Raw genomic sequence first — 14,241 nt, forward strand, 5'->3', positions numbered from 1 at the left:
GGATGTTGCAGCTATTTAACGATTGGTGAATAGTCTTCAATCAACTTTTCTATTTGTTCATAATCTTTTTCAATAACTCCTTTAAACTGCCCCTTATCTCCAATTTCAACGACCGGTACATGACGAATACCGTATTTAATTTCAAGTAGATCTCGCAAATAATCTTTTCCTTCTACATCGATACTTTCATATTGATGGCCTTTTTCATGAAAATATGCTTTTAGTTCTTCGCAATGATGACAACCTTTTCGATTCCATAATAAAATTTTTACTGACATGGTTTCTCCTCTTTTCTTTTAAATGATTAATTAGCTTGTTGTAACTCCTTGTGTTTTTCTAACTCATATCTTTCGGGATGTAAGATCTTCCTTAAGAATACGCCTTTTCCTTCTTCTCCTTGATCGACTTCAAAAAAGCGTTCATACCCTTTTCTTTCATACATAGGAATCAGCCATGGGTGTCGATCAGAAGTAGCTAATGTAACAGCAGGAGCCCCCAGTTGATCTCGAATAACCGTTTCTTCAACCCACGTTAAGAGTTTAGAACCTACTCCTTTCTTTTTAAGCAAAGGATCTACCGCAAACCACCATAAGAAAGGCCAGTTCGTTATTTCTTTATACGTTCTTGCTGTAATCGTAGCTACGATTTTTTCATCACTTTCCAGCACGTAGCAGCGGCTGTTTTGAATGTTTTCTTTTACAAGTTGAATCGTTGCCGTCGCAGCAGGAAATTTAATTCCTAGCTTTCGAATCGGCTCATATGCTCGAAGCGTTAAATCCAACAGTTCTTCAGCATCTTCTACGGTAGCTAATCGAAATAATTCACTCATTTTCTTCACCTCATTTTATAAATGTTTGAAGGGATAGATTACCTTTGTAAATCAGCTCATCCACCGCTTCCTTTAAACGACTTTTGGCATTCGCATTGTTAATACCTGTAAAAGAGACGTATTCATGCAGTAGAAAAAGACTGCTGAGCCAGTAAGGTCTACCTAAAAAAGACGCTAAAAGTTTTAAATCATACTTAGCTTTTAGTAAAGAATTCACATTTTCACCAATAAGAATTGGCAGAAGTATTTTTTTATACAATAAATCTTCTGGCAATATTTTTGTTAGCCGTTCAAAAGATTCTACGTATGTTTCATTTACTCCCGATAACAGAACGACAATGCTTTTAGCTTGGTTCATTTTTGAAATAAATGCCTTTACTTCTTTCTGCGCTTCCTGCTTCAAAGCGTGTACATCATGATACGAGATAGCTTCGGCGTGCACTCCTTTTGAGGTTAAGCAAGCTTCTAGCTCATCTTTCACTGAGGCTATTTGTTGATAATTATGAGAGCTTCCGTTATATAAAATACATACATCGCTCACCTTTTCCCCCTCCTTTTTACAGCAAAAAGGCTCCTAGAGTTTCCTCAGGAGCCTTTGGTAGACCAATCAGCTTTAACTGTTTCTTTGATAAAACCGGAGAATGAAGTGAAGTGTCTTTGAAACATACTCACTCAATTCTTATTTATCCAAGTTGTTTTATCGGCTTTTCTATTTGATGATTCAACTATATAGCCTCAAAATGGCAAAGTCAACTTATTTTTCAAAAAATATTTTTCTTTAAAAAAACTCTTTTCATCTGGAAAGTCCTTTGCTAAAATTAATCCCAATTATTCTTACCTTTTTTATCAACTTTAAGGAGTGTTTTCAGTGAAATTAAGTATTTTAGATCAAAGCCCGCGTTATGAAGGTGAGCGTGCTGAAGATGCATTTCAGCATACCATTCAATTAGCTCAGCTAGCAGAAGAACTTGGCTACCACCGTTTTTGGGTAGCGGAGCATCATGACTCTGAACATGTTGTAGGATCATCACCCGAAGTGTTAATTTCTCACCTGCTCGCCAAAACACATCATATCCGTATCGGCTCAGGCGGTGTTATGCTTCAACACTACAGCCCTTATAAAGTAGCAGAAAATTTTAACGTTTTAGCCTCATTATCTCCAAATCGCATCGATCTTGGAATCGGCAGAGCACCAGGAGGACTACCTCATTCTACTCAAGCCTTGCAACAAAACTCTCAGCCCACTAAGTCCTTAACAGACAAACTGATAGAACTTAAACAATACCTAAACGATACGCTGCCGGAAGATCACCCTCTTTACGGTTTAAAAGCCTATCCAAGGCCCCAAAAAGCAGCAGATATGTTTTTACTGGGAGCAAGTGCTTCAAGCGCAGAGCTAGCGGCATCTCTAAATCTTCCTTATGTATTTGCTCAATTCATTAATGGTGATCAAAAAGTGCTAGAAGAAGCGATTTCCGTCTATAATCAGCACGTTTCATCCCATGCACGCTCGCTTTTCGTTGCCCTTTCCGTCATCGTAGCGGATACCGTAGAAGAAGCAAAAGCATTAGCATCCAGCACAAAAATATTTAAAGTATACTTACAAAATGGGAAATCCGCTACAATAGGCACCAAAGAAAAAGCGGAAGAATTTGGTCAGCAGTCTAAAGAAAGCTATCGAATTGAAGAAAAAGAATCAAACGTCATATACGGTACAAAAGAAACCGTTCGTCAAAAGCTCCAAGCTTTGAAACAGGCATTTTCTATTGATGAATTTATTATTCTTACTGCTCTTCAAGATTTTGAACAAAAAAAGCGGTCTTATACGCTCTTAAAAGAAGCTTTCAGTGAAGGAGATGCTCAGAAAACGAATCAAACTCTAGCAGCTTACTAATCAAGAGGCTGAATTAAAAGAATTTTAGTCGAAGTAAAATACGAAGTAATAATCAAAATGATTGATTATTACTTCGTATTTTTTCGTTGTCATGGTAAACGTAGCTTTCATGTGTTTAATTGCTTTTAGCTATTGATTGGGCTGTTTTAGCTATGTCTCAAGTTCTTTGTTTCATCTACTTACGAGGCGTTCAAACAAAGTATACGCATGCTTCTTTTTTTCAAAAAATCATTAAATTGAATCAAACGTTTTTTTATAGTACCATATGAAGATATGAGTCTAGTAGAAGAAGGGAATTTAAAATTATGCCTTACAAAATGATTGTTTTAGATTTGGATGATACACTATTATGCGATGATCACACTATTTCTCCGCGCACAAAAGAAGCATTAATGAAGGCGCAAGAATCGGGAGTAAAAGTTGTACTTGCTTCTGGCCGACCAACTTACGGAATGGTTCACATCGCCAAAGAACTGGAGTTAGAAAAGTACGGAAGCTTTATTTTATCGTTTAACGGGGCGAAAATTATTAATTGCTTAACAAATGAAGAGCTATTTAGCAGCACATTATCTCCGAGAACCGTTGCACGTCTCGACGATATTAGCCGCGAAGAAGGAGTTTTAATTCATACGTACGTTGGAGATGAAATTATAACAGAAGTAGAAAATAAATTTACGGATATTGAAAGTGACATTACAGGTCTGCCGATCCGTGTTGTTTCATCTTTTACTGATGCCGTTACAGAACCTGTTGTAAAAGTACTCATGCTTGCAGAACCGGAAATGCTGGTTCACGTTGAAAAGAAACTTCAAAAGCAGCTTCAAGGAGAGCTAAGCGTAATGCGCTCTAAACCATACTTCCTTGAATTCACAGAAGAAGGTGTCACAAAAGGGACAAGCTTACATTTATTAATTCAGCAGCTTGGCATTACACGCGATGAAGTGATTGCTATTGGCGACAGTTATAATGACCTTGCCATGATTGAATTTGCTGGACTTGGCGTAGCAATGGGAAATGCTCCTGAAGATATTAAAGAAAAAGCCAACCACGTAACAGATACAAACATGAACGACGGTGTGGCAAAAGTTGTGGAAGAATTCATCTTAAAACCTGTTAGTGTTTCATAAGACAAAAAAAGCAGCTCGTACGAACCGAGCTGCTTTTTTGTTTTGATTTTATACTCCTAAAAGTTTCATAAGAAGCGTAGCTAAAATAACAGTGGAAGCGCCTCCAAGTCTTGTTGCTACTTGAGCAAATGGCATAAGTGACATACGGTTGGAAGCTGATAAAATCGCTACGTCTCCCGTACCTCCTAAACCGCTGTGACAGCCGGTTACAATTGCTGCATCCACCGGATGCATTTTCATCATTTTACCTACAAAATAACCGGTTGCTACCATAGCCATAACAACTGCTGCACATACGACTACATAACCTGGTGTCACAATTTTCACTACATCTTCAAGAGGAATATACAAAATTCCTAGGCCTACCATTAACGGCCATGTCAAGCTCGTAGAAATGAATTTGTACATATGGTAAGCACCTTGCTCCATCTTAGCAGGCATTACTTGTAAACATTTGACTAGCGTTGCCGCTACAATCATTAAAACTGGACCTGGAATTCCTAAAAACTTATGTGCTAAGCCTCCAAAAATAAAGAAACTACATGCAATTAAAAGACCTGCGCCCATTAACGAAAAATCTACTGGTTTCTTGATATTTGTATCTTCTGAGATGCCATCTCCGCCTTTTGTCTTCACAAGAACTCCATTACCTGTTAATTCTGGCTTTTTCTCTCCTAGACGTTTCATTAAGCCAGCACATACGATAGCAACGATGTTTCCAATAACAGCAGCTGGAATCATTTGCGACACAAAAGATTCTGCTGAACTACCTAAAATTTGAGAATAAGCAAGTGAAAGCGGTAAAATACCTTCACCAATTCCTCCTCCAATGATTGGTACAACAATATAGAAAAATGTATGTTTTGCTCCGTAACCAAATAACATCCCAACGGCTACGCCTGCAGCTACAGCGGCTAGCGTACCTAACACAAGCGGTACGAACATACGTGTAAAGCCTTGAATTAAAACTTTACGGTTCATGCCCAGAATACTTCCGGCTACTAAACAAGAAATATAAAGGTATAAAAAGTTTGATGTTTTCATCAAAGTTGTTACCGCTTCCATAGACGCGGGATTTAAAACATTATAAAAAACTAATACGGAAGGTACAAGCAGTGATAAAATAGCTGGTCCGCCAATATCTTTTAAAATCGGAATTTTTAATCCTAAATCACCAAGCAGCATTCCCATTACCATAATAATCGCAAATCCGCCAATCATATCTGGAGGAAGTTCGTTGTAAACGGCCGCGCCATATACAATTAATGCAAGTAAAACGTATAGCGGTAGAGGAATAACTCCTACTTTAATATTGTTGATTCGGTTCCAAAAACCCTTATTTTCAGGCTGTGAATCTTGAGTAAACGTTTCCAATTTACGTGCTGTATTCATCTCATAACCCCCTGTGGTTCTAATATAGAGAATCATACACAAGTTTAAAAAAACTATATACGTTATGTAACTTAAGAATTCTTTTTGTAACTAAAAAAAGCACAGCTTCTTTTTTCAGAAGCTGTGCTTTTTCTATCTAAAAATTAAGCATTTACCGTTTCTAAAGCTTTAATTTCTTTGTATGTTGGTTCCCACATTGCTGCTTTTACTGCCGCTTTTACATCTGTTGGAACTTCTTTTGCAACGCCATCTTTAATTGCTGCGTTAGCAACCGCTAAAGCAACGTTATATGATACTTCACGTAATTCTTCTACGCGTGGTAGTAATGAAGCTCCTGGTTTGCTGCTGTCTACCATTTGAGCTACAGCGTGTGCACATGCTGCGAACATGCTGTCTGTAATAACTTCTGCTTTTACCACGATTGATCCAAGACCAAGACCAGGGAAAACAAAAGCATTATTAGATTGACCAATTTCATATTCCACACCATCGTAGTTAACTGGTTCAAACGGACTTCCAGTCGCTACAAGTGCTTTTCCTTCTGTCCAATTTAATAGGTTTTCAGGAGTAGCTTCCGCAAGCGGAGTTGGATTTGACATTGGTAAAATAGCTGGGCGTTCTACATGCTTCGCCATTTCTTTTACGATTTCTTCTGAGAATGCGCCTGCTACACCAGACGTACCAATTAAGATTGTTGGCTTAACTTGTCTGACAACTTCTAAAAGAGAAATTTTGTCTTCTTCACGGTTCCAGTCCTTCACTTCTTCTGCTTTTCGTGCATAAGGCGTTTGGAAACCTAATAAGTCGTCCATGTCATCTGTTAAAAGGCCTCGGAAATCGACTGCCCAGAAGTTTTTGTATGCTTCATCTTCTGTGATCCCGTCTAATACCATTGCATCACGTACTTGATCTGCAATACCGATACCTGCTGTACCTGGTCCAAAGATTAAAACACGGTGGTCACGAAGTGGCATTTTAGACACTTGAACTGCTGAGAAAATAGCGGCAAGCGTTACGGCACCTGTGCCTTGAATATCATCATTAAACGTTAGAATTTCTTTTCCGTACTTGTTAATAATATTACGAGCATTTACATTACCGAAATCTTCCCAGTGTAACAGTGCATTAGGGAATATTTCAAGAGATTTTGAAATAAATTGATCTACGAAATGATCATAGCGCTCACCGCGGATACGTTCATGGCGGTTTCCGATATATAAAGGATCATTTAATAATTTTTCATTGTTTGTTCCTACATCAAGAACAACTGGAAGTACTCTGCTTGGATCGATTCCTGCTGCAGCTGTGTACACGGCTAATTTACCGATAGCAATATTAATACCACCAACGCCCCAGTCACCAATTCCTAAAATACTTTCTGAATCTGTAATAACCATTAAATCAATGTCTTCACTATTTGCATCGATATTTTTAAGAGCTTCTTCAATGCCTTCTACATTATCGATTGACAAGTATACGCCACCCGGACGGCGATATTCGTGGCTGTATTCTTGGATTGCTTGTCCAACTGTTGGTGTATAAACAACCGGAAGCATTTCTTTTAAGTGATCTTGCAATAAACGATAAAATAATACAGCATTACGGTTCTGTAAATCGTTTAAATACACATTCTTACCAAGGTTATCTGCCTGAGCTAAAAACTGCTCATATGCACGTTTTGCCTGCTCATCTAAACTTAAAGTCATTGGAGGAAGTAAACCTTCTAATCCTAACGTTTTACGCTCTTCTTTTGTAAAAGCTACTCCTTTGTTTAACATTGGAGCTCCTAAAATTTCTTTCCCACGTAAAGTCGTTTCAATTGTTTCATTATCTGTAAAAAATACGTTACGCATACGACTATCTTCCTTTCTGTAGACTTGTATGACAAGCATACAAGTTGGTTAGATTTAAGTAATTGATACCTTATATGGATATTACTCATATTATTCAAATGTCCGTTAACTTTTTATGAATAGCTTGCTAATTCATTTGACAATAGTATATTTTATGCCTATCTATTTCTGCTGTCAACTATTTTAGTAGAGCAATTTTTTAGTTATAAAGAGGTAGAAATTTCTGAATTTAATATTTTTTATCAATTTTCTTTTTATATAGGTACTAAGAACCCTCTTTATTCTATTCATCTCTTTTGGAAAGTCAAAATAATCCTTTAATATGGAAAAAATGTTTAATTATAAAAAATTTATTTTGAAATAATTTTAGTTTGCCTATAAAAGAATATTTTTTATTTTTTTGTCTATGCTGATTAGTGAATTACTATGAATATTTTTTCCTTTCTATCTATACATATAAACTACATAGTTCTTTTTTATAATAATGGAGGTTATTATATGTTAAAACCAGATACAGCTATTATTTTTGGATTTCTTATCGAAGAAGCGGCCAGTCGATTAGACGATCAAGAGATTAAAGAAATTGCGGCTAAAGAGCTAGAGAATGGAGAATTGGTGTTTGAAGAAGCCAGTTATTTTTATAAACGCTTTTTTATCCCTGCTTCCTCTGAATTAAGACAAGCTCTTCGCCGAGAGGTCTTATCGCTTCATTTAACATTAAATCAAATTAAAAATGCTTATGGCAACGGATCCATGTCTAAGATTGCTCATATGCATCAAATTATTGCAGAAACTGAAAAATCAACAAACGAACTTAACAGACTTTTAAATCTTGCGTTCTATGAGGGTGAGGACGATCAGACATACGCCTCCTTCATGAATATTTTTTCAAATAAATCATAAAAAAAAACCGCCCTTAAGGACGGTTTTTTTTATTGAACACCTTTCATTAAACGCTGAATTTTTGGCGAAATCATTAGTACAATTACACCTAAAATGACCGACACTCCGCCCAATGCAGCAAAATAAACAACTTGCGAAATGTTTTCATAGTATTGAACAAGCTGAGCATTGATTGCCTGCGCCGCTGCGCTTGTTAAGAACCATAAACTCATTGTCTGAGCAGAAAACGCTGCAGGTGCTAGTTTTGTTGTAGTTGATAGCCCTACTGGTGATAAACAAAGCTCTCCAACTACAACTAAGAAGAAGCTTAATACTAGCCATAGCGGGCTCGCTAACGTTTCGTTTCCATGAATACTAGCCGGGATAACCATGACAAGGAAAGAAAGCCCTGCAAATAAAAGTCCTAATGAAAACTTCTTTGGTGTAGAAGGCTGTCTGTTTCCTAATTTCACCCAAATTGCTGCAAAAACTGGGGCAAATATAATAATAAATAACGGATTTAACGATTGGAACCAGCCAACTGGAATTTTAAAGCCGCCATACGTTAGCTGTGTATGATCTTTTGCATACGTTGCTAAAATTGTTGACCCCTGCTCTTGAATTGCCCAGAACATTACTCCAGAAATAAAAAGAGGGATATAAGCTAATACGCGTGAACGCTCATCAGCTGTTGTCTTGGGACTCTTATACATAACCACAAAGTAAATAATTGGAATAACAATCGCTAAAATACTTACAAATAAAATAACGCCTTCAACTGTTAAAATACCTGCTAAAGAAGTCAGTACAATAAAGATAGCAAGTACAACTACAGCAAGTGCAATAGTACCAAAAACTTTTTTGCGCTCTTCTGGTTTTAAAGGGTTTGGAACTTGTCTACCTGCACGCCCTAGGTTTTTACCTCGTGTAGCCATAAATACGATTAGGCCTAAAAGCATTCCTACTGCCGCGATTCCAAAACCTAAGTGGTAGTTATACTTTTCACCTACTGTTGAAACAACTAGCGGCGCGATAAATGCTCCAGCATTTACACCCATATAGAAGATACTAAATCCAGCATCTCGACGGTTATCAGTCGGGCTATACATATCGCCCACAACGCTTGAAACGTTTGGTTTTAATAAACCTGTTCCAATGATAATCAAGAACATTGAAATAAACAGCGCCGTTACACCTGCTGGCAATGCAAGCACTAGATGTCCGAGCATAATAAATATACCGCCGTAAAACACCGTATTAGACGTACCTAAAATGCGGTCTGCAATCCAACCGCCAATAATTCCAGACATATAAACAAGAGAACCATAAATAGAAAAGATCGCTAAAGCGGTTCCTTGTTCCATTCCTAATCCACCGTTTGCAATTGTATCGTACATGTACAATACAAGTAGCGCACGCATTCCATAGTATGAAAAACGCTCCCAGAATTCTGTAAAGAACAAGGTAAATAAACCTTTAGGATGTCCGAAGAATCCTTTTTGAGGAACTGTTTCATACACTTTTTCTCTCTCTACTGACATATTCCTTAACCTCTCTTTCAACCGTAAACCACCATAGACAAAACTGTCAAAAAATTATGATGATATAAAAAAATAGAAACAAGAAAATTTTATTCTTATAAAATGATTCTGTCAATATCAGAATTTTACAATGAGTGCATAATATACGGTTTTTCATTATAAAATTGCACCTATAAAAAGCTTTAAATCAAGATTTCCTTTCTTAAAATATCTTTTTGAAAATTTTTTTATACAAAACCCTTGATTACAAAGCATCTGATTATCTACTTTTCATACAACCAGATAATATTTTTCTTTTTGGGAAATTTTTCTTTATATTTAAAAAGAAGCTTTATTCTTTTTAAATTATGCTTCCCTCAATCAAAAATATACTTTTTTAAAATAATAAAACCTTCTTTAAAAATGTCTCTTTTGTTATAGTAGATACTCTTTTTTCACCTATGTAATACTTTTAATATAAGTCATCCTCATTTTTTTATGTAAAAAAAGAGATAAAAGGTTTATTTTTCATCTCTTTTTTCACTGTGCCTACAATTTTACGTATTCACCATTTACCATTTGTCCTTTGTGAAGAGGAAACACACCTTCTTCTTTAGTGTATACAATCGTTCCTCTATTAATGGTAGTTAAAATAACGCTATTAAATACCGTTCCTTCATATATACTGTGCTTATGTTTGAAAACCATTCCTTCTTTTGTCACTTTTTCAGTTTGATTAAGATCAACGATAACCAAATCCGCATCGGCTCCTAGCAAAATGCTTCCTTTTTTGGGATATAAGCCGAATCGTTTAGCTGGATTGGTTGATACAAGCTTTGAAATGTGAGAAAGAGAAATCCCTCTAGTGATCGCTCCTTCACTAATCATTGCTTGCAAAGAGTACTGACCGCCTGATATTCCACCCCAAACTTTAAATAAATCATTCTGATGAGCTGTTTTTAACTCAATCGGGCAAGGAGAATGATCCGAAGAAATCATATCTACTTCTTCTGATTGAATACATGCCCATAATTTTTCTTTTTGACTCCTGCTGCGAAGAGGAGGTGCACACTTAGCCGTTACGCCAATTTCTTCAAAGTCTTCCTCTGTAAAAAGTAAATAATGCGGACAAGTTTCCAGCGTAACGTTCATTCCATTCTTCTTTGCTTCCGTAATAAGCTGCACTGCTTCATAGCTGCTAATGTGTACAAAGTGAAGCGGACATCCCGTTTCTTCACCGTACTCAAGCGCTTGCTTTACTGCGTTTACTTCTGCTACAACCGGTCGCGTTTCTAAATAATCTTTAATAGCCGTTTGCTTTTGCTTCTGTTTAGCCTGTTCAAGCTTTTGTATTAAGTCATTTCTTTCAGCATGCAGGGCAAGCACTTTATTTAGTTTTGCAATCTCTTTCATTCCTTCGTATAATGTGAGGTCATCTGAGAAATCAAATTCAGAACCTGCTTCTGACATAAATGCTTTAAAACCTATTACACCCGAATGAGCCATTTTGGCTAATTCTTCTTTATTACCAGGAACCAACCCTCCCCATAGACCGTAATCTACTACTGACTTTTGATCAGCCAGCTTTTTCTTTTCCCACAGCGCTGCTTCTGTTACGGTAGGAGGAACGCCGTTTAAAGGCATATCAAAATATGTAGTGCAGCCTCCTGCGGCCATAGATGCTGAACCGTAGTCAAACCCTTCCCAATGGTCTCGGCTCGGTTCATCAAAATGCACATGAATATCAATCATTCCAGGCAGAACATATTTGCCTTTAGCATCTACGTATTTTTTTGCTGGTATGCTAACACCTTGCGCTATTTCTGCAATCTTTCCTTTTTTAACACCTATGTCCGCTTTTACTATTTCGTCTTCTAATACGACCGAACCATCCCGAATAATTAAATCGTACATATTATCAAACTCCCCTTTACTTACTTCATCTTTTTGTTAAACGAAGTAGTCTGCTATTGTTCTATCATGCACTGTTTCCTTTAAAAAGTCTTTATCATTGTAAAGAACCCTGACACACAGACTGATTATTACGCCAGTTAATATAACTGAATTATCCGATTTTTTCATTCGCCATTTTGTCTAAACTTTTCTTTTTCATTTGGTCACTTTCACTAACTGAAAAGAGATGGAGACATAACTAAATCAACGGACGAACAAATTGGATAAATGAAACCTACCTCCACTCTAACCATAAAAAAATCCGAACGAGTTTGATTCTCCATCAAGAATCAAACTCGTTCGGATCTTCCTTCAACTAATTTTGTCACAGTCTCTTTTAACTCTTTTTTACTTTTTGTGACATTGGCAACCTTACTGTAAATGTACTTCCTTTTTCTTGTTCACTTTCTACATCAATTTTGCCTTTATGTGTTTCTACGATCCATTTAGCGATTGCTAGGCCTAGCCCGTGACCTCCCATTTGACGGGATCGGGATTTATCAGCACGATAAAAGCGGTCGAAGATTCGATCCTTTTCGTCGGGATGAATTCCAACCCCTGTATCACGTACTTTTAATGTACATTCACTCCCGTGCTGAACCACTTGAATGTTTACACTTCCATGAGGAGTCGTATATTTAATCGCATTGTCTAACAAAATGTAAATCAGCTGAGTGAGACGCTCTTGATCTCCAGTTACGACTAATTTTTCAGGCGTATCCAGCTGCAAATCAATATGTTTAGAAATCGCTAGAGTTTCAACCGATTCCATTACCTTTTGTACCGCATCTGTAATATCAAATGGCATCATTGCTTTTTCTACTTTATTAGAGTCTGAGCGTGCAAGCGTAAGTAAATCACTGACGAGACTCGTCATCCGCTTCACTTCAGCTTTCATATTATTAATTAATTTTTTAGAGAAGGGATCTTCTGTTACTTCCTCCTGCATTTCTAAAGCGTTGATAGAAGAAAGCATAACGCTAAGCGGTGTCCTTAGCTCATGGGATGCATCCGCCACAAATTCTTTTTGCTTTTGGAAAGCTGTTTCAATTGGGACCATGGCACGTTTTGACATTAAGCGGCTGATATAAATGGCTACTCCTACAAACAGTACCGTAAGGCTCAGCATAATAATGAGGAGCCACTTTAACAGCTGATAAAGAAACGAAACGTCTTTTCCAATATAAAGCATCCCTAAAAATTGGCCTTTATAAAAAATAGGTTCCCCCGCCATCATTAAATCAATATCTATTTTGCCTTCCCCGTTTTGCCCTTTTACTCCTTCGATGTGCTCAAAACTAGGACGCGGGGCTTTTATTCGTTCTTTTCGCACTTCGTTTTCAATAGGGATCCATCCATCAATTAAATCTAACAAGTTAGAGCGAAGACGCTCACTCGCTTCGTTGCCCATAATAAGGTCCCCTTCAGGACTGATGACATAATAAAAAAACTGGTCTTCACCGGCTACGACAATGTTTTTATACTCTTCTTTCGACTGTTGATTCGAACTGTTTACCGCTTGTTTAATTAAGATGCTTTGGACAATTCGAGACTCTTGTTTTAACATGCTATTTAAGTTTTGCTGCTGACTATTGGATACAACCACATACACCAATGCATAAACAATAAATACGAATAAAAGCAGAAACAGCATTAGCAATGCGCTGTATCGGAATGTTAAACGATTTTGCGTCTGGCTGAATAAATCTTGCTTTACTTTTTGTTTTACTTTCTGTTTAGCCCTCGTAAGAAGTTTAGCTTTCAATTTTGTAGCCTACTCCGCGAATGCTTTGAATAAGATCTTGTTTGTTAAATTTCTCTAGTTTTTTTCGCAAAAGTTTAACCGTCGCATCAATCGTTTTAATCGAAACATCTGATTCATATCCCCATACCCTGTCTAAAATAATATCCCGGGAAAGAACTTGTCCTTTGTTTTTTACTAAAAAATCTAGCAGTTGAAATTCACGAGGACTTAATTGAATAAACTCCTCGTCAAACTGCACGGTTTGACTTGCTCTTTTTAATATCATGCTGGCAATCTCTACTTCTTCTTCTAAAATTGGTGCATAATTACGACGAGCCAAAGCGCGAAGCCTTGCAAGCAGCTCGTCAATTTCAAATGGCTTAATAACGTAATCATCCGCTCCCGCATCTAAGCCTTGTATACGATCTTGAACCGCATCTTTTGCTGTTAACATAAGAATGGCCCCGGCGTATCCTTCTTTTCTTAGACGTTTACATACATCGATTCCGTCTCCATTGGGCATCATCCAGTCAAGAATTAACACATCATAATGTGCTTCAGATGCATAGTCATATGCATCATTCCCTTCCGTCACCCATTCGACGTTATAGCCTCCTTTTTTCTTCAGCATATAACTAACTAATTCACCTAGCTGCAAATCATCTTCTGCTAGCAGTACGTTCATTCTGCGTAACTCCTTCCTTCGTTTGATACATTTCCCTGCATCCTTTTGTTTACTTTATTATACAAAAAGAATCAGCAGAAACAAGCTGCCTCTACTGATCTCTTTTCATTTTAATTTTCCCTACCTGTATTAAGAACGAGAGCAAACTGCTGTTCAGCCGTTCGCGTCTTTTGTACTTTTATGAATGACTAACGATTTGATTTGAATATGAAGGATTTGATCCATTAACAGTTTCTGTGACCTTTACAACACGCCGGCATATTTCAGCTCGTACACCTCTGTGCTTCAATTGTTCGACGATTTTTTCTAATTTGCTATAAGACGCTGTTTGTTTCATATCCATCCCCTCATTTCGTTAAGGT

General features: G+C 37.2%; 13 protein-coding genes. 3 read left to right on the forward strand and 10 right to left on the reverse strand.

The window, feature by feature from the left end:
• Nucleotides 1-11: 11 nt before the first annotated feature.
• From ACH6EI_RS14410 to ACH6EI_RS14420, 3 genes are read right to left on the reverse strand one after another with little or no spacing between them, the layout of a single operon-like run.
• A complete protein-coding gene (locus tag ACH6EI_RS14410; protein WP_028413591.1) occupies nucleotides 12-278 on the reverse strand; it encodes a glutaredoxin family protein in 267 nt (88 codons plus the stop codon).
• A 26-nt stretch (nucleotides 279-304) separates the two neighbouring features.
• A complete protein-coding gene (locus ACH6EI_RS14415) occupies nucleotides 305-829 on the reverse strand; it encodes a GNAT family N-acetyltransferase (protein ID WP_028413592.1) in 525 nt (174 codons plus the stop codon).
• A 10-nt stretch (nucleotides 830-839) separates the two neighbouring features.
• Nucleotides 840-1,370, reverse strand: coding sequence for a hypothetical protein (locus ACH6EI_RS14420; protein WP_028413593.1), 531 nt, complete (start codon nucleotides 1,368-1,370; stop codon nucleotides 840-842).
• 327 nt (nucleotides 1,371-1,697) lie between these two features.
• On the opposite strand from ACH6EI_RS14420, the gene ACH6EI_RS14425 reads away from it, so the two are divergent.
• The gene (locus tag ACH6EI_RS14425) at nucleotides 1,698-2,723 is read left to right on the forward strand and encodes an LLM class flavin-dependent oxidoreductase (protein WP_108674637.1); all 1,026 of its coding nucleotides are present in this window, start codon (nucleotides 1,698-1,700) and stop codon (nucleotides 2,721-2,723) included.
• A 305-nt stretch (nucleotides 2,724-3,028) separates the two neighbouring features.
• Complete coding sequence (locus ACH6EI_RS14430) at nucleotides 3,029-3,850, forward strand: Cof-type HAD-IIB family hydrolase (protein ID WP_013082899.1); 822 nt, start codon at nucleotides 3,029-3,031, stop codon at nucleotides 3,848-3,850.
• Nucleotides 3,851-3,898: 48 nt separating this feature from the next.
• On the opposite strand, the gene ACH6EI_RS14435 is transcribed toward ACH6EI_RS14430, so the two are convergent.
• Both ACH6EI_RS14435 and ACH6EI_RS14440 read right to left on the reverse strand, forming a co-directional pair.
• A complete protein-coding gene (locus ACH6EI_RS14435) occupies nucleotides 3,899-5,242 on the reverse strand; it encodes a 2-hydroxycarboxylate transporter family protein (protein ID WP_028413595.1) in 1,344 nt (447 codons plus the stop codon).
• 143 nt (nucleotides 5,243-5,385) lie between these two features.
• Complete coding sequence (locus ACH6EI_RS14440; RefSeq protein ID WP_034269256.1) at nucleotides 5,386-7,095, reverse strand: NAD-dependent malic enzyme; 1,710 nt, start codon at nucleotides 7,093-7,095, stop codon at nucleotides 5,386-5,388.
• A 498-nt stretch (nucleotides 7,096-7,593) separates the two neighbouring features.
• Here ACH6EI_RS14440 and ACH6EI_RS14445 point away from each other — a divergent pair, with 498 nt between their 5' ends.
• Complete coding sequence (locus ACH6EI_RS14445) at nucleotides 7,594-7,998, forward strand: hypothetical protein (RefSeq protein ID WP_028413597.1); 405 nt, start codon at nucleotides 7,594-7,596, stop codon at nucleotides 7,996-7,998.
• A gap of 29 nt (nucleotides 7,999-8,027) precedes the next feature.
• On the opposite strand, the gene ACH6EI_RS14450 is transcribed toward ACH6EI_RS14445, so the two are convergent.
• From ACH6EI_RS14450 to ACH6EI_RS14470, 5 genes are all read right to left on the reverse strand, one after another.
• The gene (locus ACH6EI_RS14450) at nucleotides 8,028-9,518 is read right to left on the reverse strand and encodes a peptide MFS transporter (protein ID WP_028413598.1); all 1,491 of its coding nucleotides are present in this window, start codon (nucleotides 9,516-9,518) and stop codon (nucleotides 8,028-8,030) included.
• A 528-nt stretch (nucleotides 9,519-10,046) separates the two neighbouring features.
• The gene (locus ACH6EI_RS14455; protein ID WP_098112537.1) at nucleotides 10,047-11,411 is read right to left on the reverse strand and encodes an allantoinase; all 1,365 of its coding nucleotides are present in this window, start codon (nucleotides 11,409-11,411) and stop codon (nucleotides 10,047-10,049) included.
• A 376-nt stretch (nucleotides 11,412-11,787) separates the two neighbouring features.
• Nucleotides 11,788-13,215, reverse strand: a complete 1,428-nt coding sequence (locus tag ACH6EI_RS14460) for a sensor histidine kinase (protein ID WP_028413600.1) — start codon at nucleotides 13,213-13,215, stop codon at nucleotides 11,788-11,790.
• Complete coding sequence (locus tag ACH6EI_RS14465) at nucleotides 13,205-13,879, reverse strand: response regulator transcription factor (protein ID WP_028413601.1); 675 nt, start codon at nucleotides 13,877-13,879, stop codon at nucleotides 13,205-13,207. Before ACH6EI_RS14465 ends, ACH6EI_RS14460 begins: the two co-directional genes overlap by 11 nt.
• Nucleotides 13,880-14,057: 178 nt before the next feature.
• Nucleotides 14,058-14,216 carry a hypothetical protein gene (locus ACH6EI_RS14470; RefSeq protein ID WP_155017217.1) on the reverse strand — a complete coding sequence of 53 codons (159 nt, stop codon included), beginning with the start codon at nucleotides 14,214-14,216 and terminating at the stop codon, nucleotides 14,058-14,060.
• Nucleotides 14,217-14,241: the final 25 nt, after the last annotated feature.

Origin of the sequence: Priestia sp. JSM ZJ58 (assembly GCF_044383985.1) — a bacterium.
GTDB classification, from domain to species: Bacteria; Bacillota; Bacilli; order Bacillales; family Bacillaceae_H; genus Priestia; species Priestia zanthoxyli.